This window comes from Anaeromyxobacter dehalogenans 2CP-1, from assembly GCF_000022145.1.
GTDB lineage: Bacteria > Myxococcota > Myxococcia > Myxococcales > Anaeromyxobacteraceae > Anaeromyxobacter > Anaeromyxobacter dehalogenans.
This window is the reverse complement of the sequence record NC_011891.1, coordinates 98681-120391: the sequence shown is the minus strand read 5'-3', so window position 1 is coordinate 120391 and position 21711 is coordinate 98681. Positions and strand designations below refer to the sequence as shown.

The following is a 21711-nucleotide window of genomic DNA, read 5'->3' as shown; positions in this document are numbered from 1 at the left end:
CGACGGAGATCGGGCCGCCGCCTCCCACGCCGGCGGCGGGACGCTCACCGCCGGCGCCCGCCGAACATCGACCCGAGGATGCCCCGCATGATCTCCCGGCCGAGCTGCGTCCCGGCCGCGCGCATCGCGCTCTGCGCCATCTTGCCCAGGGCCGAGGCGGCCTCGGTGCCGACGGTGCGCGGCGCCGGCGCGGCCCGGCCGCCCGGGGCGGGCTCGGCGACGGTCGCCCGGGCGCGGCGCTGCAGGAGCTCGTAGGCCGACTCGCGGTCCACCGGCGCGTCGTAGCGCCCGCGCAGCGGGGAGGACGCCACGACCTGGGCGCGCTCCTCGGCGGTGAGCGGGGCGAGCCTCGACCGCGGCGGCAGCACCCAGGCCCGCTCCACCGGGTGCGGCGTTCCCTTCTCGTCCAGGAACGAGACCAGCGCCTCGCCCACGCCCAGCTCGGTGATGGCGCGCTCCACGTCCACCCCCGGGTTGGCCCGGAACGTCTCGGCGGCGGCGCGCACCGCCTTCTGGTCGCGGGGGGTGAACGCGCGCAGCGCGTGCTGCACCCGGTTGCCGAGCTGGCCCAGCACCACGTCCGGCACGTCGAGCGGGTTCTGGGTGACGAAGTAGACGCCCACGCCCTTCGAGCGGACCAGCCGGACCACCTGCTCGACCTTCTGCCGCAGCTCGTCCGGCGCGTCGTCGAACAGGAGGTGGGCCTCGTCGAAGAAGAACACCAGGCGCGGCTTCTCCGGGTCGCCCACCTCCGGGAGCTGCTCGAACAGCTCGGAGAGCAGCCACAGGAGCAGCGTGGCGTAGAGCGTGGGCGCGCGGATCAGCTTCTCGGCGTGGAGGATGGTGACCTGGCCGCGGCCGGAGAGGTCGGTGCGGAGCAGGTCCTCGAGCGCCAGCGCCGGCTCGCCGAAGAGCCGGTCGGCCCCCTGCGACTCGAGCGCGAGGAGCGCGCGCTGGATGGCGCCCACGCTGGTGGGCGAGACGTTCCCGTAGCGCGCGCGGAGCGCCGCCGCGTTCTCGGAGACGTGCTCCAGCATGGCGCGCAGATCCTTCAGGTCGAGCAGGAGCAGCCCGCCCTCGTCCGCCGCGCGGAAGGCCACGTTCAGCACGCCGGCCTGCACGTCGTTCAGCCCGAGCACGCGCGCCAGCAGCAGCGGCCCCATCTCGGAGATGGTGGTCCGGAGCGGGTGGCCGGCCTCGCCGTACACGTCGAGGAACGCCACCGGGCAGGCCTCGGGCGCGAGCGCGATCCCGAGCTGCTGCGCGCGCTCGGCGAGCTTCGGCGCCTCGCCGCCCGGGCGCGCCATGCCGGAGAGGTCGCCCTTCACGTCGGCCAGGAACACCGGCACGCCCAGGCGGCTGAAGCCCTCGGCCAGCACGCGGAGCGTGACGGTCTTGCCGGTGCCGGTGGCGCCGGCCACCAGGCCGTGCCGGTTGGCGAGCCGGGGCAGCAGGGCGAGGTCGGTGAAGCCGGCGCCCGCGCGGGCGGCCTTCGCGACGAGGATGGGGTCGGACATGGGCCCCAGGATACGACTACTGGGCCTTCGGCGCCGCGATCCGGCGGACGTCCCGGGGGAGCTTCACCTCGAAGGCGGCGTCGGGCAGGCCCACGTTCCGCCGGACGTCCTCGAAGCGGATCTCGTTCGCGTTCCCGGCGCCGTCCACCACGCGGGTGGCGGTCACCTGCCCGTCCGCCGCCACGGTGAGCGCGATGGACTCGACCCGCGGATCGGACTCCTTCGGCCGGAGCAGCAGCGCGCCCGAGCCGTCGAGCGAGACGTCGAACTCGCGCAGGAGGTCGCCCTTGCCGAGCAGGAACGTCACCGCCGCGCTCATGGCCGAGCTGTCGAACGCCTCGTCCACGTAGGCCTGGTTCTCCTCCGGCTCGTACTGCACCAGCCGCGAGCCCTTCACCGCGACCGTCTTCGCCGCCGGCTTCTCGTAGTCCCAGCGCATCATCCCGGGCTTCTTCACGCGCAGCGTGCCCGAGGACGTCTGCCGGCGGCCGAAGCCGGCGTAGGTGTAGGCCTGGCGGAAGCGCGCCTCGAGGTCGCGGGTCCGCTCGTAGAACGCCTGGACCTTCCGGGCGAGCGCGCGCGGATCCTCGAGCGTGCGCGCCGCCGCGGCGCCGCCGGGCTCCGCCGCGGCAGGGGCCGGACCGGACGCGGCGAGGGCGAGCGCGACGGGCAGGGCGAGGAGGAAGCTCGAGGTCATGGCGGTCTAGATACCAGACGGCCCGTCGCGGCGGCGCATTCAGAGCGCGTGAATCCATCCCCGGACCGAGCCAGGCGGTCGAGCCGCGAGCAGCGCGAGGCGCGACGACCGAGCATGCCCGTCGGCATGTGAGGGAGGAGCAACCGAAGCGATGCGACGCGGATCGGCCGCCGCGGCGACGGGAGGGGATGGGTTCACGTGCTCTCAGCCGGTCGGCGGTCCTTGACGGCCGGGGACGCTCGGGTGATCCTCCCGCCCTCCGAATGCGCCGCCTGCTCCTCGTCCCCATCGCCCTGACGTTCGCCCTCGCCGGCTGCTCCGGTCCCTGCCAGGACCTGGGCGATCGGCTCTGCCGGTGCGTGGGCGTCGGCACCACGCGCGACGCCTGCGAGCGGAGCGTGAAGGAGCAGCTGCAGAACCACAACCCGTCGAAGGACGTCGAGCACCTCTGCGACCAGCGGCTGAAGACCTGCCGCGCGCCGGACGGGGCCGAGTTCTGCGAGTGGATCAACACCGCCTGCGGCAAGGCCTCCTGCGGCCTGTCGTCGGACGAGCCGGAGACGGCCTGCATCCCCGCCGCGGCCGCCGCGCTCGAGGGCGAGCCGGTCCAGTCGGTCGAGCCCTGAGAGAGCGTGAAGGAATCGGCCGGTGCCCCATGGACTGTGGCCGCCGGCCGTGATCTTCTCGGGGCGTGAGCGAACACGACGCGCCGCGGGTGGTGAGGCCGGTCCGAAATCAACTCTCGCTGCAGCCGACGGACCTCGAAGCGCTGGTCCCGGACGAGCACCCGGTTCGCGCCATCTGGACGTTGGTCGAGCGGCTGGACCTGTCGGCGTTCTACGACGAGATCGCGTCGCGCGGCAGCAATGCTGGGCGGCCAGCGACGGACCCGGCGGTGCTGCTCGCGCTGTGGCTGTTCGCCAACTCGGAGGGCGTGGGGAGCGCGCGGTTGCTCGAGCGGCTGTGCGAGCGGGACGCGCCCTACCGCTGGATCTGCGGCGGGGTGCCGGTGAACCACCATACGCTCGCCGACTTTCGCGTGGAGCACGGGAAGAAGCTCGACCGGCTCATGACGCAGGTGCTGGCCGCGCTCATGAAGGAAGGCGTGGTGCAGCTCCGGCGCGTGGCGCAGGACGGGATGAAGGTCCGGGCGAGCGCCGGCGCGGCGAGCTTCCGGCGTCGTCAGTCACTGGAGCGCTGCCGCAAAGAAGCCGAGGAACAGGTCCGAAAGCTCAGGCGCGAGATCGAGAGCGATCCGTCAGCTTCGACGAAGCGTGTTCAGGCTGCGAAGGAGCGGGCCGCGCAAGCTCGGCTCGATGCCGTCGAGGCCGCACTTGCGGAGGTCGAAGTCGTCGAGAAGCAGCGCGTCGAGCGAGACGAGAAGAAGCCCTCGTGCTGCTCGCCGCGATCAGCTTCAACATCATGCGTCTCATCGCGAGCAGACTCTCGGCCTAATCGCCTCCGGACGGGACTCCCGGCGCCGGACCGAGCTCCGCCGGCTGAACGAGCCCTCCGACGCCCCCGCGTCCCCGAAGGTGGGCGCGTCTCGACCCCGGGCGCCTGCCCGCGCCGCACCCGCAGCGCGGACGGATTACTTCACGGTCCCTGAGAGCACGTGAACCCATCCCCTCCGGTCGCCGCGGCGGCCGATCCGCGTCGCATCGCGTCGTTGCTCCTCCCTCACATGCCTCGGGGCATGCTCGGTCGTCGCGCCTCGCGCTGCTCGCGGCTCGACCGCCTGGCTCGGTCCGGGGATGGATTCACGCGCTCTGAGCCTCCCGCGCGGCCCGGTCACACCGGGACGCCGAGCGGCAGCGGGATCCCGTCGTCGAGCCGGACCCCCTCGTCGCCGAAGCGCCCGGCGATGCGCGTCCCGCAGGCCGCGCAGGCGCCGCCCTTCATCCGCACCGCCCTCACCGCGAACCCGTCGCGCTCGATGACCCGGGCGCCGCAGCCCGGGCAGAAGGTGGTGTCGCCCTCCGGGTCGTGGACGTTGCCGGTGTAGACGTGGCGCAGCCCCTCGGCCCGGGCGATCGCGCGGGCGCGGGTGAGCGTGGCGGGCGGCGTGCGGGGCCGGTCGGTCAGCTTGTACGCCGGGTGGAACGCGCTGAAGTGGAGCGGCACCTCCCGGCCCATGTGATCGCGGATCCAGCCGGCCAGGTCGCGCAGCTCGGCGTCGCCGTCGTTCAGGCCGGGGATGAGGAGCGTCGTCACCTCGGTCCAGACGTCCGTCTCGCGCGCCAGCCACTCCAGCGTCTCGAGCACCGGCGCGAGGTGCGAGAACGTCTGCCGCCGGTAGAACTCCTCGGTGAACGCCTTCAGGTCCACGTTGGTCGCGTCGGCGCGCGCGAACAGATCGCGCCGCGCGTCGGGCGAGACGTAGCCGTTCGTCACCAGCACCGTGAACAGCCCCGCCGCGCGCGCCGCGTCGGCCACGTCGATGGCGTACTCCGCCCAGATGATGGGGTCGTTGTAGGTGAAGGCGATGCCCGGGCAGCCGGCCTCGCGCGCCAGCGCCACCACCCGCTCCGGCGTCCAGTCCACCTCGGAGTGCAGCTCGTCGAGGCGCGCCTTGGAGATGTCCCAGTTCTGGCAGAAGCGGCAGCCGAGGTTGCACCCGGCGGTGCCGAACGAGAGCACCCGCGCCCCCGGGTGGAAGTGCGCGAGCGGCTTCTTCTCGATGGGATCGACGGCGAACCCCGTCGATCGGCCCCAGGCGGAGGTGACGAGCTTGCCGCCCTCGTTCCGCCGGACGAAGCAGAACCCGGCCTGCCCTTCCCCGATCCGGCAGTCGCGCGGACACAGCGTGCAGCGGACCTTTCCGGCGGCCGCGGGCTCCCAGTAGCGCGCCTCGTGGATCATGGAGCGATCCTAGCGCCGCGGCCGCGCGAAGCGACCGGGGGGCGGGCGGGGCCCCTCCCGCCGGTGCGGTGGGCCTGCAGGCGGGCTCGATCGCGCGGGGCCAGGGTGTTATCTCTCTAACTTTGCGGACGCGCCTCCAGCCCTCCGCCCCGCCCTCTCCGAACGGACGACCCCGTGAACTTCCGCGAAGCCCTCGAACGCCGCCCGCTCGTGTTCGACGGCGCCATGGGCACCCAGATCCAGCGCCACCAGCTCACCGCCGCGGAGTTCGGCGGGAAGGAGGGCGCGAACGACCTGCTCACGCTGACCCGCCCCGACCTCATCGAGGAGATCCACGCGCGCTACTTCGCGGTGGGCTGCGACGTGGTGGAGACGAACACGTTCGGCTCCTCGCGGCTGAAGCTCGACGAGTACGGGCTCGGCCACCGCACCTACGAGGTGAACTGCCGGGCGGCCATCCTGGCCCGCCGCGCCGCCGACCGCTACTCGACTCCGGACCACCCGCGCTTCGTGGCCGGCTCGATCGGCCCGACCGGCATGCTGCCGTCGTCCTCCGACCCGGCGCTCGGGAACATCACCTCCGACGCGCTGGAGCGGATCTTCTTCGAGCAGGCGAAGGGGCTGGTGGAGGGCGGGGTGGACGCCCTCATCATCGAGACGCAGCAGGACATGCTGGAGCTCCGCGCCGCGGTGCTGGCCTGCGACGCGGTCCGGCGCGAGGCGCTGCGCGACGTGTTCGTCATCGCCCAGCCCACGCTCATCGACGCGAACGGCCGCATGCTGCTCGGCACCGACATCGGCAGCGCGGTCGCCACGCTGGAGCGGCTGCCGGTGGACGCGGTCGGCCTCAACTGCTCCACCGGGCCGGACGAGATGCGCGCCTCGGTGAAGGCGCTCGCCGAGAAGTGCTCGCACTTCGTCTCGGTGCTGCCGAACGCCGGCATGCCCGAGAACGTGGACGGGCGGGCGGTCTACAAGCTCTCGCCCGACGACCTCGCCCGCGCGCTCGTCGGCTTCGTGGCCGAGTACGGCGTGGACATCGTGGGCGGCTGCTGCGGCACCACGCCCGAGCACCTGCGCAAGGTGGTCGAGGCGCTGCGCGCCCGGCCCGCGCCGCGCCGCCGCCGCCCCGCGCCCGCAGCCGAGCTCTCCTCCGCCATGAAGGCGGTCCCGCTCGCCATGGAGCCGCGGCCGCTGGTGGTGGGCGAGCGGCTGAACAGCCAGGGCTCGCGCAAGGTGAAGGAGCTGCTGCTCGCCGACGACTACGCCGGCCTGGTGCAGATCGCGCGCGGGCAGGTGGAGGCGGGCGCGCACGTGCTCGACGTGTGCGTGGCGCTGAACGAGCGCGACGACGAGGCGGCGCAGATGCGCACGCTCGCGAAGCTGCTGGCGCAGTCGGTGGACGCGCCGCTCATGATCGACTCCACCGAGCCGGACGTGATCGAGGGCGCGCTCAAGGTCTACCCGGGCCGCTGCATCGTGAACTCGGTGAACCTGGAGAAGTCCGGGGAGCGGGTGCGCCGGGTGCTGCCGCTGGTGCGCCGCTACGGCGCGGCGGTGGTCGCGATGACCATCGACGAGAAGGGCATGGCGCAGACCGCCGAGCGCAAGGCCGAGGTGGCCCGGCGCATCGTGGCGGTGGCGAAGGACCACGGCATCCCGCCGGACAGCCTGGTGTTCGACGCGCTCACCTTCACGCTCGCCACCGGCGGCGAGGAGTACCGCCGGAGCGCGGTCGAGACGCTGGAGGGCATCCGCCGCATCAAGGCGGAGAACCCGGGCGTGCTCACCACCCTCGGCGTCTCCAACGTCTCCTTCGGCCTGGCGAAGAGCGCGCGCGAGGTGGTGAACTCGGTCTTCCTGTACCACGCGGTGCAGGCCGGCCTCGACCTCGCCATCGTCAACCCGAAGGACATCCTCCCCTACCCCGCCATCGACGCGGCGGAGCGGGCGCTCGCGGAGGACCTGGTGTTCGACCGCCGGCCCGACGCGCTGGCGCGGCTCATCGCCCACTTCGGCGCGAAGGGCGCGCCGGAGAAGGCCGCGGTGGACCCGCTCGCCGGCGCCGGCGGGAAGAGCGCCGAGGAGCGTATCCACCTCCAGATCCTGCACCGCCGGCCGGAGGGCATCGAGGCGCTCATCGACGAGGCGCTGACCCGCCGCTCCGCGGTGGACGTGCTGAACCAGGTGCTCCTGCCCGCCATGAAGGACGTGGGCGACCGGTTCGGCGCGGGCGAGCTGATCCTGCCGTTCGTGCTCCAGTCCGCCGAGGTGATGAAGAAGGCGGTCGCCCACCTGGAGCAGTTCCTGGAGAAGAAGGCCGGCGCCACCAAGGGGAACGTGGTCCTCGCCACCGTCTACGGCGACGTCCACGACATCGGCAAGAACCTGGTGAAGACCATCCTCTCCAACAACGGCTTCACCGTGCACGACCTCGGCAAGCAGGTGCCGGTCGCCACCGTGCTCGACAAGGCGCTGCAGGTGAACGCCGACGCGATCGGCCTCTCCGCGCTGCTCGTCTCCACCTCCAAGCAGATGCCGTTCTGCGTGGAGGAGCTGCACCGCCGCAACCTCTCGTTCCCGGTGATCATCGGCGGCGCCGCCATCAACCGCCGCTTCGGCTACCGCACGCACTTCGCGCAGGACGGCACCCCGTACGCGGGCGGCGTGTTCTACGCGAAGGACGCGTTCGAGGGGCTGGAGGTGGTGGAGGCGCTGGTGGACCCGGCCCGCCGCGAGGCGCTCCGGCGCGAGGTGCTGCAGAAGGCCGTCGCGGAGAAGTCCCGGCCCGCCGCCGAGCCGGTGGCGCAGGCGCCGGCGCGGCGCACCGGCTCGGTCGCGCCCGCCGCGCGCGTGCCGGCGCCGCCGTTCTGGGGCCCGCGGGTGGTGCCGTCCGGCAGCATCGCGCTCGCCGACGTGTGGCCGCACCTCGACCTCGCCGAGCTGTTCAAGCTGCAGTGGGGCGTGAAGGCGAAGGGGGCCGAGTACGAGCGGCTCATCCGCGAGGAGTTCGGCCCGAAGCTCGAGGAGCTGAAGGCCGAGGCGCAGGCGCAGGGGTGGCTGGTGCCGAAGGTGGTCTACGGCTACTTCCCGTGCCACGCCGAGGGGAACGACCTCGTGGTGCTCGACCCCGCGCACCGCAAGGCCGAGGTGGCGCGCCTCCAGTTCCCGCGCCAGCCCGACGACCGCAACCTCTGCCTCGCCGACTACTTCCGCGAGGAGCGCGGCGCCGACGTGTGCGCGCTGCAGGTGGTCACGGTCGGCGACCAGGCGACGCACCTGGCCGAGCAGGCGCAGGAGCGCGGCGACTACACCCGCGCGCTGTTCCTGCACGGCCTGGCGGTGGAGACCGCCGAGGCGCTCGCCGAGTACTGGCACCGCCAGGTCCGCGGGGAGCTCGGGCTCGCCGACGGCCAGGGGAAGCGGTACTCGCCCGGCTACCCGTCGTGGCCGGAGCTCTCGGACCAGCGGCAGGTCTGGAAGCTCCTCGACCCGGTCCGCACCATCGGCGTCTCGCTCACCGACGCCTGCCAGATGGTGCCGGAGCAGTCGACCAGCGCCATCGTGCTCCACCACCCGGACGCCATCTACTTCCTGGTGCGCGGCCTGGAGCGCGCGGCCGGGTAGCCCGCCGCCCGCCGCGGGAGCAGCACCTCGCGCGCGGTCTCGACGAACGCGCGGGCGGCGGCGGAGAGCGTCCCCTCGCGCCGCCAGACGAGGCCCAGGTTCCAGCCGATGGCCGGCGCGGCGAGCGGCACCACCGCCACCTGCGCCGGGTCGAGCCGCCGGCAGATGGTGCGGGGGAGCAGCGCCACCCCCACGTCCGCCGCGGCCATGGCCGCCATGAAGTCCCACTGCCCGGTCTCGCTCGCCACCTGCGGCAAGAACCCGGCCGCGCGGCAGGCATCGAGGATGCGGCCGCGCAGCGCGAAGTCGGCCCGGTAGAGCAGGAACGGCGTGCCGGCGAGGTCGGCCAGCGCGAGCCGCGGACGCCGCGCGAGCGGGCTCGCCGGATGGAGCACCGCCGCGAGCACGTCGTGGACGAACGGGAGCGCCTCGAAGCGCGCCTCGTCGGTCGGGAGCACCGTCACGCCGACGTCGAGCGCGCCGGACGCCACCAGCGCCTCCACCTCGCGCGCCCCCTCCTCGCGCAGCTCGAGCTGGATGCCCGGGTAGCGCTGGCGGTAGGCGGCCAGCACCGGGGGGAAGAACGCGCCGCTCACCATGGGCGGCAGGCCGACGCGGGCGCGGCCGCGGCGCAGCGCGCCCAGGTCGGCCACCTCGTCCTCGATGGCCCGCACCGCCGCGAGCACACCCTCGGCCCGCCCCAGCACCGCCCGCCCCGCGTCGGTGGGCACGGTCCGGCGCGCGCCGCGCTCGAGCAGCGGCACGCCGATCTCGTCCTCCAGCGCCCGCACCGCCTTGCTCACCGCCGGCTGCGTCACGTGCAGCGCGGCCGCCGCCCGGGTGAAGCCGCCCTGCCGCACCACCTCGACGAACGCGCCCAGCCCGCGCAGATCCATCCGCGCCTCCATGCCTGTCCGGAATGCATCCTAGTCCAAAGATTCACTTCCATCATGGCAGGGCGCCGCCTAGGTTCCGCCGATGCCTCGCGCCGTCCCCGCAGCCTCCCCCGCCGCCCCGCCGCCCCGCACCGCCGCGCTGCTGGCGCTCCCGCTCCAGCTCCTCGCGCTGGGCGCGTTCTGGGGCGCGGGCGCGCTCGCCGCCCGCGCGCTGCGCCTCCCGCTCCCCGGCGGCGTGGTGGGGATGCTGCTGCTCCTCGCCGCGCTCCGGCTCGGCGTGGTGCGGGCGGAGTGGCTGGAGCGGGGGGCCGCGTGGCTGTTCCGCCACATGCTGCTCTTCTTCATCCCGGCCGCGGTCGGCGCCATCCAGTACCCGGAGCTGCTCGGCGGCGAGGGGGCCCGCGCGCTCGCGGTGGTGGCGGTGAGCACGGTGCTCGTGATGGCGGTGACCGGGGCCACGGTGGAGTGGCTGGCGCGCCGCCGCGAGGAGGCGCCGTGATCGCCGCCGCCTGGATCGCCGTCACCGCCGCGCTGTACGCGGCCGCCCGCGCGCTGCACCGTCGCTTCCCGCGGCCGTGGCTCACGCCGCTGCTGGTCGTGCCGGGCGCGCTCGCGGCGCTCCTGCTCGCCGCGCGCGTGCCGTACCCGGGCTACATGCAGGGCGGGCGGCTCCTGGTGGACCTCCTCGGCCCGGCCACGGTGGCGTTCGCGCTGCCGCTCCACCGGCACGCGGGCCTCCTGCGCCGGCACGCCGCCGAGCTCTGCGCCGGGATCCTGGCCGGCTGCGCGGTGGCGGTCGGGAGCTCGTTCCTGCTCGCCCGCGCGCTGGGCCTCGCCCGCCCGCTCGCGCTCAGCCTCGCGCCGCGCTCCATCACCACGCCGTTCGCGATGCAGGTGGCGGGCGACCTGGGCGGCGTGCCGGCGCTGGCGGCGGTGTTCGTGATCCTCACCGCGGTGGTCGGCCTGGTGGTGGGGCAGCTCCTGGTGCGCTGGCTGCCGCTCCGGAGCCCGGTGGCGCGCGGCGCGCTGTTCGGCATGGGCGCGCACGCCGCCGGCACCGCGCAGGCGATGGAGCTGGGGCGCGTCGAGGGCGCCGTCGCCGGGGTGGTGATGATCGTCGCCGGCCTGGGCGTGCTGGTCGCGACGCCGCTCCTCCGGCTGGCGCTCTAGCCGCGCCCCGCGGTGGTCGCGGCCCGCCCTCGCGGCGACCGACTCCACGGCGGGGCACCGCACCCCCACGCGCGGAACGTTCGGGCGGGGGCTTGCTGGCACGCCCGTCGGGCATCAGGGTGGAGGGAGGCCGGCTCCTCCCCTCCCACGCCGGCCTCGAGGCGCCCGGCGGACGGTCTCCCCGCCGGGCGTCTCCTTTCGTTCACTTCGCGACGGGGACGCGCCCGCCCAGGTCGAGCGGCAGCGGCAGGCCTCCCAGGTCGGCCGTGCCGTGCATCCCCACGTCCACCGGCGCGCCACGCATCAGCTCGCTGGCGGCCCGGCCGGCGCGGACCAGGTCCACCTTGAGCGGGATGGTGAGGACCGTGCTCCCCTGCGCGGGCACCGCGGCCAGGGCGCGCCCGTCGATGCGCCCGACCTGGCTGCCGGCCAGCGAGACCGCCGAGTCGAGCGTGCCGGAGGGGATCGCGAACGCGTTCGGGTTCTTCACCCGCAGCTTCACGTCGAGCGCGAGGTCGGAGAGCGACACCGAGCGGACCGACAGCCCCTCCAGCGTGAAGCCGGGGAGGCGCGGCAGCTTCAGGCTGTCCTCGTGGGAGATGGGCAGGTCCACCACGCCCACCGGCGTGGAGACCCCGACCGTGCCGCCCAGCTTGTAGCGGATGGACTCCTGCTGGCGGCCGAGCAGCGACACGATGCCCGGCACGTCCTTGAAGCGCACCCGCACCGGGAACGTGACCGGCGCCTTCCCGGCCGCCGGGATCTTGAGGCCGCCCGGCATGTCACCGGCGGCGATGCGCGTCCCCTCCACCTCGACGCCGTAGCCGAGGCGCGCCAGCGTGAGGCCGAAGCCGTTCGGGTTCTCGAGGTCGAACTGGAAGCCCAGCGTGGCGCCCTCGAGGTCGAGCGACTGCAGCGTGGCGGAGCGGAAGGTGAGCTTCGGCTTCTCGAACGCCGAGGCGGCGAGCTGGTTGAGGGCGGCGCAGCCCGAGAGCGCCACGATCGAGGTGAGGGCGAGGAGCCGGAGGGATCGCATCCGGTGGTTGTACCGCGACCGCGGGACGCGGGCGTACCGGACCCACCTCCCACCCCACCCGCCCAGGGCACACCGCCGGGCCCGGGCGAGCCGTCCACAGCCCATCCACACGCCGTCCACAGCCTTTCCACCGCGTCTTTCCATGCGTTTTCGGCGGTTATCCACCGCACATCGACAATGATCGGGTCACAGTCGGCTGGTAGGCTGCGCCGCTCGATGGCCGAATCGGATCCTGCCCGCCGCGTCGCCGAAGCCGGCGTCTCCCCCCTGCGCTCCGCGCGCGATCTCCCCCACAGCCTCGAGGCCGAGCAGGCGGTGCTGGGCGCGATCCTGGTGGAGGAGACCGCCTTCGACCAGGTGGCGGCGCTGCTCCGGGCCGGCGACTTCTACCTGCTCGCCCACCAGCACGTGTACGGCGCGTGCGAGGAGCTGGCCCGCGAGTCGAAGACGCTCGACCCCATCCTGATCCAGCAGCGGCTCGACGCGAAGGGGCTGCTCGGCTCGGCGGTCCCGCACGAGCTCCCGCTCACGCTGGCGCGCGCCATCGGCACCGCGTCGAACGTGGGCCACTACGCGCGCACCGTGCAGGACCTGGCCCGGCTTCGCGTGATGATGCTCACCGCGCAGCGGCTGGTGGAGCGCGGCTACGAGGCGGGCGCGAACGTCCAGCACTTCCTGGACGCCGCCCAGCAGGAGGTGTTCGGCGCGGCGCAGGGCACCAGCGTCGACACGCTGAAGAAGATCTCCGAGCCGGTGCTGCGCGCGCTCGAGAACCTCGAGGCGGTGCAGAAGCGGGTGCAGGCCGGCCTGTCGCCCATCACCGGCGTGCCCACCGGCATCCAGACGCTCGACCGGAACACGCTCGGGCTGCAGCCCGGCACGCTCACCGTCCTCGCCGCCCGCCCGTCGGTCGGCAAGACCGCCTTCGCGCTCAACATCGCCACCCACGCCGCCACCAAGGCGCAGCGCAAGGTGGCGTTCTTCTCGCTGGAGATGCCCGCCGACCAGCTCGCGCTCCGCATGCTCGCGTCCGAGGGCAAGCTCGACTGGCGCAAGCTCTCGCAGGGCCAGCTCTCCCGGCACGACTGGGACAAGCTCGCCACCCAGGCCGACCGCATCGGCGCCGCCAGCCTGTGGCTCGACGACAACTTCGTGCTCACCCCCGTCGAGCTGCGCTCGAAGTGCCGCAAGCTGAAGCGCGAGAACGGCGGGCTCGACCTGGTGATGATCGACTACCTGCAGCTCATGCACGCGCCCAGCGATCGCTCCAACCAGTCGCGCGAGCAGGAGATCGCCACCATCAGCCGCTCGCTCAAGTCGCTGGCGAAGGAGCTCGAGTGCCCCATCGTGGCGCTCTCGCAGCTGAACCGCAGCGTGGAGAAGCGCAAGGGCGAGCCCCCCATGCTCTCCGACCTCCGCGAGTCCGGCGCCATCGAGCAGGACGCCGACATCGTGATGTTCCTGCACCGCGCGGAGGAGGACAACAAGGACGTCCAGCAGGGCACCGCCGCCGGCGACACGCTCCCCGTGCAGCTCATCGTGGCGAAGCAGCGCCAGGGCCCCACCTGCACCATCGACCTGGTGTTCTTCAAGAGCACCACCTACTTCGCCGAGATGGACCGCCGGCCCCAGCAGTAGGCCCGTCGGCGCACCCGCCCGTCATCCCCCGACCGCCCGCGGGACCTCGTCGAGCGAGAGCAGCCCCCGGCATCTCCAGCCCGTGGAGAGCAGCCAGGTGCGCGGCGCCGCCGTGGGCCGCCGTGCCCCTTCCCGCGCCGCAACCGCCGCAGCCACCCCGGCCTCGCCCCCGCGCCACCCGTCGAACCAGCCGCCGGAGGAGAACCGGTCCACGCCCCCGTGCCCGACCGGCTTTCCCATCCGCGCGAGGTGGCTCCGGTGGTTGAGCAGCACGTAGGCGAGCGCGATGCGGACCTCGGTGGGCGTGCCCAGCACGCGCGCGTGGTAGCGGTCCGCGAAGACCTTGCCGCGCCGCCCCATCATGCGGTTCAGCCCCTTCGCGAGCCGGATGCACAGCCCCTGCATCCCCGACGAGAGCGCCCGCGACCCGTCCGCCTCCGCGAGGAGGTGGAGGTGGTTCACCTGGAGCGAGAAGTGGACCACGCGGAAGGTGCTGCGAGCCGCCGTCGCCGCCTCGAGCGCCCCCTCGATCACGCGGAGCGCGCGCTGGCTCCGCAGGTTCCAGACGTGCGGGAGTACACGCAGCGTGACGTGCACCGGCGAGGACCCGGTGACCGCAGGCCGCCCCTGGTGCGAGACCCCCGCCCGCGCGCCCGAGGGCTTCCGCCCCGCGCCCGCCCGGCGGCCGCCGTGGGCGCGAGGAGGGGAGAGCCGGAACCGGAGCTGGCGAGCGCCGCGCATCATGATTGGGCAGATATTAACTCGACGTGAAGCCGCGATCCACCGTCCGTGTGGGTCGCAAACGTCCGCTCGCGCGAGATGATTGGGCACCTATCACCACTCGGCGGCCCCGGCTCGCTTCCGCGCCCAGCTCGCCGTTCGACGCTTCTGGCTCATGACTCGCTGCGCCTCCGGGGCACGCGTGACGGTCGGGCAGCCACCCGTGTCAGCGATGTCCTGAGACGACTACGGTCAGGGACGTTTCGGTACCCTCCAGGCTACGAGGGTGCGGCGGCGGTCGGGGCCCGGCGCCGCGTGACCGGAACCGGGCCGGCGGGATCGGCTTGCGAGAGGCCCGAGGGTGGAGCGCGGGGCGCAGGGTGAGGGCTCCGCTCGCGTGGACTCCTGGTGGAGCTCACCGGGGCTCGAACCGCCGCTGCTCCTTGGCGTCGCTCGTTCCCTCTCGGAATGGCAACGTGTCCATGGCGACGACGATAGCCTCATGGTCAGCACGGACCGCACCGGCCACATCGTCGGGCGCTTCGGCAGGAAGATGCGTTCCGCTGCCATGCCCGCGCTTCGACGTCGCGACCCGGGCGACGCTCCGCGCACGTGTCAGCGATGTCTTGACTGGTTCCCCCGTCCACGCCCCACTCGCCCGTTCGCCGCGATCACCGCGAGCGGAGCCCCCCGCGCCACGCGCCCCCACCCTCCGGCCTCTCGCAAGCCGATCCCACCAACCCCGGTTCCGGCCACACGGTCCCGCCCCGACCGCCCCCGCACCCTCAAGGCCCCGCCAACCCACCCCCCCCGCCCCGACCTCTCCCATTCACCGTCCGTTCGCCCCCGCCCGCACCCTCAACGCCCGACCGCCCCCCGACCGCAAGCATCCAGATACCGCTCCACCACCCGCTTCCCCCCGCGCACCGCCTCCTCCAGCGACGCGCCGCCCGCCAGCAGCCCGGCGATCGCCGACGCCAGCCGGCAGCCGGTGCCGCGCGCCGTCCCCGCCCGCCGCCGCCCGGTGAACCGCGTCACGCGCCGCCGCCCCTCCACCAGCAGGTCCACCGGCGCGCCCTCGCGGTGCCCGCCCTTCACCAGCACCGCGCGCGCCGGGAGCATCCGCGCCGCCCGGACCGCCGCCTCGTCGTCCGCGACCTCGACGCCGGTGAGCGCAGCGAGCTCGGGCAGGTTCGGCGTGACGAGCCGCGCCCGGCCGAGCAGCGGCGCGAGCGCCTCGCCGGGCGGGACGCCCCCCGGGTCGAGGAGCGGCGCGCCGGAGGACGCGAGCAGCACCGGATCGACCACCAGCGGCACGCGCGCGATCGGCGGCTCCGCGAGCCGCGCCGCCAGCGCCCGGGCCAGGCCCGCGGTCCCGAGCATGCCGGTCTTCACGGCGTGCGGCCGCTCCCGCCCCTCCAGCAGCGCGTCGATCTGGAGCCGCAGGAACGCCTCGCTCGCGGGCGAGACGCCGCGCGCGCCGCGGGGGCCCTGGGCGGTGAGGGCGGTCGCGACCGCCCAGCCGCGCGCCCCGACGGCGGCGAGCGCCTCGAGATCGGCGGTCAGCCCCGCCCCGCCCGACGGGTCGAGGCCGGCCACCACCAGGACCCGCGGGATCACCGGCGCAGGCTCCGCGCCGCGTCCACCAGGCCCCGGTAGATGGCGGCGTGGCGCGGATCGTCGCGCGTCGCCTCGGGGTGCCACTGCACGCCGAGCGCGAACGGCAGGTCGGGGAGCTCGATGGCCTCCACCACGCCGTCCGGCGCGCGCGCCGACACGAGCACGCCCGGCCCGGGCTCGCGCACCGCCTGGTGATGCGTCGAGTTCACCATGAGCGGACCCGCCCCGGCGAGCGCGGCCAGCTGCGTGCCGGGCGCGATGGTCACCTCGTGCGAGGGCACGTCCTTCGGCGCGGGCTGCTCGTGGCCGTGGAGGCCGGCCTCGCCCGGCAGGTCCTGCCAGAGCGTGCCGCCCCGCACCACGTCGAGGAGCTGCATGCCGCCGCACACGCCCAGCACCGGCAGGCGCGCGGCGAGCGCGGCCTCGAGCAGGTCCTTCTCGAAGCGGGTGCGCTCCGGGCGCGAGGGGCCGCAGCCCGGGCGCCGGGCCTCGCCGTACAGCTCGGGCGGCAGGTCGAAGTCGCCGCCGCTCACCACGAGGCCGTCGAGCAGCGACAGGTACGCGCCGGCCACGTCCACCGCGTGCGGCAGGAGGATGGGCAGGCCGCCCGCGTCCAGCACCGCCTCCACGTAGCCGCGCGGCAGCTCGTAGCGGCGGCCCGACGCGTCGGCGTCGAGCGTGATCCCGATCCTCGGGCGCGGGCTCACGGGTTCGCCCCCCGCGCGGCGCGGCCGGCCTCGAACGCGGCCTGCATGCGCGCCGCGGCGGCCTCCGGATCCGCCGCGCCCACCACCGCCTCGATCACCGCCGCGCAGGCGGCGCCCGCCCGCGCCACCGCGCCGACGTCGTCGAGCCCGATGCCGCCGATCGCCACCACCGGCGCGGGGAGCGCGCGCGCCACCTCGGCGAGCGCCTGCAGCCCGCGCGGCGGCACCGGCAGCGCCTTCGACCGGGACGCGAAGATGGGCCCGTAGCCCACGTGATCGGCTCCCTCGGCGAGCGCCGCCCGGGCCTCCTCCAGCGTCCGGGTGGTGCGACCCACCAGCAGGTCGGGGCCGAGCAGCCGCCGCGCCTCCGGCACCGGCAGGTCGTCGTCGCCGAGGTGGACGCCGTCGGCGCCGGCGAGGAGCGCCAGGTCGGCGCGGTCGTTCACGAGCACGAGCGCCCGGCCGGCGGCGAGCGCCAGGATGCGGCGGGTGGCCTCGAGCACCGCGCCGGCGGGCGCGTCCTTCATCCGCACCTGGACGGCGCGGGCGCCTCCGCCGATCGCGGCATGTGCCTGCGCCACCGGATCCGCCCCCCCCACGATGACGTAGAGCCCGCCGAGCCGCGCGCGCCGCCCGGCGCCCACCGAGGCTTCGGAAACCGGCATGGCGACAGCGCTAACACGCGCTTGACGGGGCCGCAAGGCGGGGCCTATTTTCCGGCCTCCGCCCAGACAGCAAGGAAGTGACATGGCCGACCCGTTCGAGAACAAGCTCGTCGACAAGCGCGTGGTGCAGCGTTACCTGCGCAAGGGCAAGGTCGACGAGAAGGAGTACGAGAAGTTCCAGAAGGCGCTCCCGGATCTCGCCGATCAGGCGATGCCCATCGAGGCGTCGATGAGCGGCGTCGAGGAGCCGGACGATCTCGACGACGACGAGCCCGAGGAGGACGTCGGAGGTGGTGAGGTCCCGCCGCAGCAGCAGCCGTAGCGCCGTTCGCGGCGCCGGGCGCGCCCTCGCGCTCGCCGCCGCGCTCGCCGCCGGGCTCCCGGCGCCCGCCGCGGCCCGGCCCCCCGCCGCGCTCCCGCGCGCCGACGAGCGCCCCTCCGCGAACCGCCGCACGCCGGTGGTGATCGCGGTGGAGAAGGTGCGCGGCGCGGTGGTGAACGTCTCCGCAGAGGAGCTGGTCCGCATCCGCGTCCCCTCGCAGCCGCGCGGCGGCTCGATGGGCGACCTGCTGTTCGGCGACCTGTTCGAGCGGCCGCGCTACCGCAAGGGCTACGCGACCACCTCGCTCGGCTCGGGCGTGATCGTGTCGCCCGACGGCTACGTGCTCACCAACAACCACGTGGTGGAGCGCGGCGCCCGCTTCCGGGTGGGCCTGCTCGACGGCCGCGAGCTCATGGCGAAGGTGGTCGGCACCGACCCGTCGTCCGACCTGGCGGTGCTGAAGCTCGACACCCGCGAGAAGCTCCCCTACGTCACCACCGGCCGCTCCGACGACCTGCTCATCGGCGAGACGGTGATCGCCATCGGCAACCCGTTCGGCCTCGCGCACACGGTCACCACCGGCGTGGTCTCGGCGGTGCACCGCAACTTCAAGGCGGGCGAGCGGATGATGTTCGACTTCATCCAGACCGACGCCTCCATCAACCCCGGCAACTCCGGCGGGCCGCTGCTCGACATCGACGGGCGGCTGGTGGGCGTGAACACCGCCATCCTGGGCGACCGCAGCGCCGGCATCGGCTTCGCGATCCCCATCGACCGCGCGCGCCGCGTCGCCGAGGACCTGATCGCGCACGGCGAGGTGCGCGAGGGTTACCTGGGCGTCTCGGTGGACGACCTGCCTCGCAAGGACGGCACGGTGGACGGCGGGTCCGGCGGCGTGCGCGTCACCGGGGTGGACCCGGGCTCGCCCGGCGAGCGCGCCGGCGTCCGCGCCGGCGACGTGGTGGAGGCGGTGGACGGGACCCCGCCCGGCAGCGCCGCGGAGCTCCTGTTCCGCCTGCGCGACCTCCCCATCGGCCGCGCCGCGCGGCTCGACCTGTCGCGCCGCGGCGCGCGCGTCCAGGCGGCCGTCACCGCGGTGGAGCTCACCCCGCAGCGCGCCGCCGAGCTGGTGCAGCGCCGCGTGGGGCTGCGCGTCTCCGAGGAGCGCGTCTCCGGGGGCACGCTGGTGGTGGTGCGCAGCGTGACCGGCCGCTCGCCCGCCGCCGAGGCCGGGTTGCAGCCGGGCGACCTGGTGCGCGAGGTGAACTCGTCCGAGGTCTCCTCGGTGGCGGCGTTCCAGCGCGCCGCCGCCCGCGCCCGCCGCGGCGGCCGGCTCGTGCTGCTCGTCCAGCGCGGCTACGCCGCCGACCGCATCGCCTTCGACTTCGACTAGATCGTCCGGGAGGACCCGACCATGGCCGACGAGAAGCAGCCCGCGCCCATCGACTTCTACACGTTCGTGCTGTCGCTCGGCTCCTCCGCGTTCGTCCACCTCGGCGACGCCCCGCACCCGGAGACCGGCGAGATCGCCGAGGCGAACCTGCTGCTCGCGAAGCAGACCATCGACATCCTGTCGATGCTGGCCGAGAAGACGAAGGGCAACCTGACCGACGAGGAGGCGCGCTTCCTCGAGAACCTGCTCACTGATCTCAGGCTGCGCTACGTGGGCAAGTCGAGCGGGCGGTAGCCCTCCCTCGACTCCGCGCCGCTCACGCGGCGCTACGCTCGGGATGAGCGGCCGGAGCCGACGCCTCTGAACGACCACCGCTCACCCTGAGCGTAGGCGGGCCGCAGGCACGGCCGGAGTCGAAGGGTCACCCGGAGCGTGGGCGCGCCGCCGCTCGCCGGAGTCGAAGGAGCGCTACAGCCCCGCCTGCAGCATCGCCTCGGTGAGCCGGCGGATCAGCTCGCGGCGCAGCACGCGGCGGGTGCGCGAGAGCGCGTCCGGATCGCGGCGGGCGCGGAGCGACACCTGGCGGCGCGCCACCTCCACCACCCAGGCGATGCGGCGCGGATCGAGGCGCGGCGTGCGCGAGCCCGCGGCGAGGAAGAACCCGAGGCCGCGCTCCTCGAGCACGGCGTGGAGCGCGCGCCGGGCGCGCGAGACGAGCGTGAGGTCGACGACGTTCGGCACGTCAGCGATCTAGGATCGATCTCGCGATCGATCCAATTTTCGCTCCCACCGCTCAAAACTGGATCTTCGCGCCGAGGATGGATCCGAGAGAGCGCGCGCGCCGCGCGATATCGGGCTCCCACGGCAGCAGCGCGAGTGGTTCACGGTACGTCAAGCGCGCGATCTCCGCGGCGTTGAGCGGCACCGAGGGATCGTCCTCGGGCCCGGTCCGGTTGAGCACGATCCCGGCCACCGCGAGGCCGCGGCGCTCCAGCGCCTCGACGGTGAGCGCGGTGTGGTTCACCGTCCCGAGCCCGGCGCGCGCCACCACCAGCACCGGCAGGCCCAGCGCCGCGGCGAGGTCGGCGTGGGTCTCGCGCGCGGTGAGCGGCACGAGCAGCCCGCCGGCCCCCTCCACCACCACCGCGGCGTGGCGCGCCGCGAGCGCGCGCGCCGCCTCCACCACCCGCGCCAGCGAGACCTCGCGCCCCTCCAGCCGCGCCGCGGCGGCCGGCGCGAGCGGGGCACCGAACGTGTACGGGCAGATCGCCTCGAGCGGCTCGACGCGGTCCGACGCCTCGCGGAGCCGCTCCGCGTCGGACGGCTCGCCGGGCACGTGGCCGGACTGCGCCGGCTTCATGCCCACCGCGTCCAGGCCGGCGGCGCGCGCGGCGCGCACCAGCGCGCACGCCACCTCGGTCTTGCCCACGCCGGTGTCGGTGCCGGTGACGAACAGCCCGCGCACTAGAGCCTCGCGGTGGCCGCCTCGATGGCGGCGAGCGTGATCCCGGCCAGCCGCGTGAGCTCGGCCTCGGTCATGGCGAGCGGCGGCATGAGCACCACCACGTTGCCGAGCGGCCGGAGGATCGCGCCGAGCTTGCGGGCCTCCAGGATCACCCGGTGCCCGGCCTGCAGCGCGTACGCGTACTCCTCCTTCGTGGCCCGGTCGCGCACCAGCTCGATGCCCACCATCAGCCCGCGCTGCCGGACCTCGCCCACGTGCGGGAGCCGCGCCGCCGGCGCGAGCGCGCGGGCGAGCGCGGCCGCCTTCGCCGGCACCGCCGCGCCCACGCCGCGCTCGCGGAACAGCGTCATGGAGGCCGTCGCGGCGGCGCAGGCGAGCGGGTTCCCGGCGTAGGTGTGGCCGTGGAAGAAGGTCCGCTTCTCGGCGTGCTCGCCCAGGAACGACTCGAAGACCTGCTCGGTGGTGACGGTGGCGGCGAGCGGCAGGTAGCCGCCGGTGAGCCCCTTCGCCATGGTGAGGATGTCCGGCAGGACGCCCTCCTGCTCCACCGCGAACGTGGTCCCGGTGCGGCCCCAGCCGGTCGCGACCTCGTCGCAGACCAGCAGCGCGCCGTGGCGGTCGCAGAGCTCGCGCAGGCGGCGCAGGTACCCGGGCGGCTGGGTGATCATGCCGTCCGCGCCCTGCACGAGCGGCTCGACCACGAGCGCGGCCACCCTGCCCTCGCGCGCCGCGAGGATGCGCTCCACCTCGTCCGCGCAGGCCATCCCGCAGCCGGGGAGCGCCTTCCCGAGCGGGCAGCGGTAGCAGTAGGGCTGCGGCGCGTGGTGCACGTCGAACAGCAGCGGCTTGAAGATGCGGTGGAACAGGTCGATGCCGCCCACCGAGACCGAGCCGAGGGTGTCGCCGTGGTAGCCGCCGTGCAGCGCCACGAACTCGGTGCGGCGCTCGTCGCCGCGGAGCTGGTGGTGCTGGAACGCCATCTTGATGGCGATCTCCACCGCGGTGGCGCCCGCGTCGGAGAAGAAGACCCGGGTCAGGCCGGACGGCAGGTGGCGGACCAGCTCCTCGGCGCACTCGATCGACGCGGTGGAGGCGAGGCCGAGCAGCGTCGAGTGCGCCACGCGTTCGAGCTGGGCGCGCACCGCGGCGTCGAGCTCCGGGACGCGGTGGCCGTGCACGTTGCACCAGAGCGACGACACGCCGTCGAGGTAGCGGTTCCCGAGCGTGTCCACGAGGTGGACGCCCTCGGCCGCGTCGACGATGAGCGGCTCCTCGCGGAGCCAGTCCCTCATCTGCGTGAACGGGTGCCAGAGGTGCCGGTGGTCCGCCTCCCACAGCCGGCGGTGCCGCTCACGGCGTTCGCGGTCGTCCATAGG

The 21711-nt window shown here is 74.4% G+C and carries 20 protein-coding genes and 1 pseudogene; 9 read left to right on the top strand and 12 right to left on the bottom strand.

What is annotated here, in order from left to right:
• Window positions 1-44: 44 nt before the first annotated feature.
• A complete protein-coding gene (locus tag A2CP1_RS00540) occupies window positions 45-1517 on the bottom strand; it encodes a helicase HerA-like domain-containing protein (protein WP_012631554.1) in 1473 nt (490 codons plus the stop codon).
• A gap of 16 nt (window positions 1518-1533) precedes the next feature.
• On the bottom strand, window positions 1534-2214 hold the full coding sequence (gene lolA / locus A2CP1_RS00535; RefSeq protein WP_012631553.1) for an outer membrane lipoprotein periplasmic chaperone LolA: 681 nt from the start codon (window positions 2212-2214) through the stop codon (window positions 1534-1536).
• Between the two features lie 263 nt (window positions 2215-2477).
• Between lolA and A2CP1_RS00530 the strand changes: the two genes are divergently transcribed.
• Both A2CP1_RS00530 and A2CP1_RS00525 read left to right on the top strand, forming a co-directional pair.
• Window positions 2478-2840 carry a hypothetical protein gene (locus tag A2CP1_RS00530; protein WP_012631552.1) on the top strand — a complete coding sequence of 121 codons (363 nt, stop codon included), beginning with the start codon at window positions 2478-2480 and terminating at the stop codon, window positions 2838-2840.
• Window positions 2841-2905: 65 nt separating this feature from the next.
• Window positions 2906-3614, top strand: a pseudogene (locus A2CP1_RS00525) (IS1182-like element ISAde2 family transposase); the annotation flags it as partial.
• Between the two features lie 391 nt (window positions 3615-4005).
• Here A2CP1_RS00525 and amrS read toward each other — a convergent pair.
• Entirely contained in the window at window positions 4006-5076 is a 1071-nt protein-coding gene (gene amrS / locus A2CP1_RS00520) for an AmmeMemoRadiSam system radical SAM enzyme (RefSeq protein ID WP_012631550.1), read from the bottom strand.
• 174 nt (window positions 5077-5250) lie between these two features.
• On the opposite strand from amrS, the gene metH reads away from it, so the two are divergent.
• Window positions 5251-8703: a methionine synthase gene (gene metH / locus A2CP1_RS00515; protein WP_012631549.1), complete on the top strand. Its 3453-nt coding sequence runs from the start codon at window positions 5251-5253 to the stop codon at window positions 8701-8703.
• Here the strand turns inward: metH and A2CP1_RS00510 are convergent.
• Entirely contained in the window at window positions 8664-9599 is a 936-nt protein-coding gene (locus A2CP1_RS00510; RefSeq protein WP_012631548.1) for a LysR family transcriptional regulator, read from the bottom strand. The genes metH and A2CP1_RS00510 overlap by 40 nt on opposite strands.
• An 82-nt stretch (window positions 9600-9681) precedes the next feature.
• Between A2CP1_RS00510 and A2CP1_RS00505 the strand changes: the two genes are divergently transcribed.
• Together A2CP1_RS00505 and A2CP1_RS00500 are read left to right on the top strand one after the other, a co-directional pair.
• Window positions 9682-10098, top strand: a complete 417-nt coding sequence (locus tag A2CP1_RS00505) for a CidA/LrgA family protein (protein WP_012631547.1) — start codon at window positions 9682-9684, stop codon at window positions 10096-10098.
• Window positions 10095-10769, top strand: a complete 675-nt coding sequence (locus tag A2CP1_RS00500; RefSeq protein WP_012631546.1) for an LrgB family protein — start codon at window positions 10095-10097, stop codon at window positions 10767-10769. Before A2CP1_RS00505 ends, A2CP1_RS00500 begins: the two co-directional genes overlap by 4 nt.
• A gap of 202 nt (window positions 10770-10971) precedes the next feature.
• Here the strand turns inward: A2CP1_RS00500 and A2CP1_RS00495 are convergent, their stop codons facing one another.
• Window positions 10972-11805 carry an LEA/WHy family protein gene (locus A2CP1_RS00495; RefSeq protein ID WP_012631545.1) on the bottom strand — a complete coding sequence of 278 codons (834 nt, stop codon included), beginning with the start codon at window positions 11803-11805 and terminating at the stop codon, window positions 10972-10974.
• Window positions 11806-12021: 216 nt separating this feature from the next.
• On the opposite strand from A2CP1_RS00495, the gene dnaB reads away from it, so the two are divergent.
• Window positions 12022-13443 carry a replicative DNA helicase gene (gene dnaB, locus A2CP1_RS00490; RefSeq protein WP_012631544.1) on the top strand — a complete coding sequence of 474 codons (1422 nt, stop codon included), beginning with the start codon at window positions 12022-12024 and terminating at the stop codon, window positions 13441-13443.
• Between the two features lie 21 nt (window positions 13444-13464).
• On the opposite strand, the gene A2CP1_RS00485 is transcribed toward dnaB, so the two are convergent.
• From A2CP1_RS00485 to thiE, 4 genes are all read right to left on the bottom strand, one after another.
• Window positions 13465-14187 (bottom strand): hypothetical protein, encoded by a 723-nt coding sequence (locus tag A2CP1_RS00485; RefSeq protein WP_012631543.1) that lies wholly within the window; start codon window positions 14185-14187, stop codon window positions 13465-13467.
• Between the two features lie 834 nt (window positions 14188-15021).
• Window positions 15022-15783, bottom strand: coding sequence for a hydroxymethylpyrimidine/phosphomethylpyrimidine kinase (locus tag A2CP1_RS00480; protein WP_012631542.1), 762 nt, complete (start codon window positions 15781-15783; stop codon window positions 15022-15024).
• Entirely contained in the window at window positions 15780-16490 is a 711-nt protein-coding gene (locus A2CP1_RS00475; RefSeq protein ID WP_012631541.1) for a gamma-glutamyl-gamma-aminobutyrate hydrolase family protein, read from the bottom strand. Before A2CP1_RS00475 ends, A2CP1_RS00480 begins: the two co-directional genes overlap by 4 nt.
• Window positions 16487-17155 carry a thiamine phosphate synthase gene (thiE, locus tag A2CP1_RS00470; RefSeq protein WP_012631540.1) on the bottom strand — a complete coding sequence of 223 codons (669 nt, stop codon included), beginning with the start codon at window positions 17153-17155 and terminating at the stop codon, window positions 16487-16489. Before thiE ends, A2CP1_RS00475 begins: the two co-directional genes overlap by 4 nt.
• A gap of 82 nt (window positions 17156-17237) precedes the next feature.
• Here thiE and A2CP1_RS00465 point away from each other — a divergent pair, with 82 nt between their 5' ends.
• The 3 genes from A2CP1_RS00465 to A2CP1_RS00455 are packed head-to-tail and all read left to right on the top strand — an operon-like array spanning window position 17238 to window position 19164.
• Window positions 17238-17477, top strand: a complete 240-nt coding sequence (locus A2CP1_RS00465; RefSeq protein ID WP_012524159.1) for a hypothetical protein — start codon at window positions 17238-17240, stop codon at window positions 17475-17477.
• Window positions 17449-18870 carry a trypsin-like peptidase domain-containing protein gene (locus A2CP1_RS00460; protein ID WP_245529934.1) on the top strand — a complete coding sequence of 474 codons (1422 nt, stop codon included), beginning with the start codon at window positions 17449-17451 and terminating at the stop codon, window positions 18868-18870. The genes A2CP1_RS00465 and A2CP1_RS00460 overlap by 29 nt, the downstream gene beginning before the upstream one ends.
• Before the next feature lie 21 nt (window positions 18871-18891).
• Window positions 18892-19164, top strand: a complete 273-nt coding sequence (locus A2CP1_RS00455) for a DUF1844 domain-containing protein (RefSeq protein WP_012631538.1) — start codon at window positions 18892-18894, stop codon at window positions 19162-19164.
• 174 nt (window positions 19165-19338) lie between these two features.
• On the opposite strand, the gene A2CP1_RS00450 is transcribed toward A2CP1_RS00455, so the two are convergent.
• The 3 genes from A2CP1_RS00450 to bioA are packed head-to-tail and all read right to left on the bottom strand — an operon-like array spanning window position 19339 to window position 21708.
• Entirely contained in the window at window positions 19339-19611 is a 273-nt protein-coding gene (locus tag A2CP1_RS00450) for a hypothetical protein (protein WP_011419132.1), read from the bottom strand.
• Between the two features lie 52 nt (window positions 19612-19663).
• Window positions 19664-20335, bottom strand: coding sequence for a dethiobiotin synthase (bioD, locus tag A2CP1_RS00445; RefSeq protein WP_012631537.1), 672 nt, complete (start codon window positions 20333-20335; stop codon window positions 19664-19666).
• Entirely contained in the window at window positions 20335-21708 is a 1374-nt protein-coding gene (bioA, locus tag A2CP1_RS00440) for an adenosylmethionine--8-amino-7-oxononanoate transaminase (RefSeq protein WP_012631536.1), read from the bottom strand. Before bioA ends, bioD begins: the two co-directional genes overlap by 1 nt.
• Between the last annotated feature and the right edge of the window lie 3 nt (window positions 21709-21711).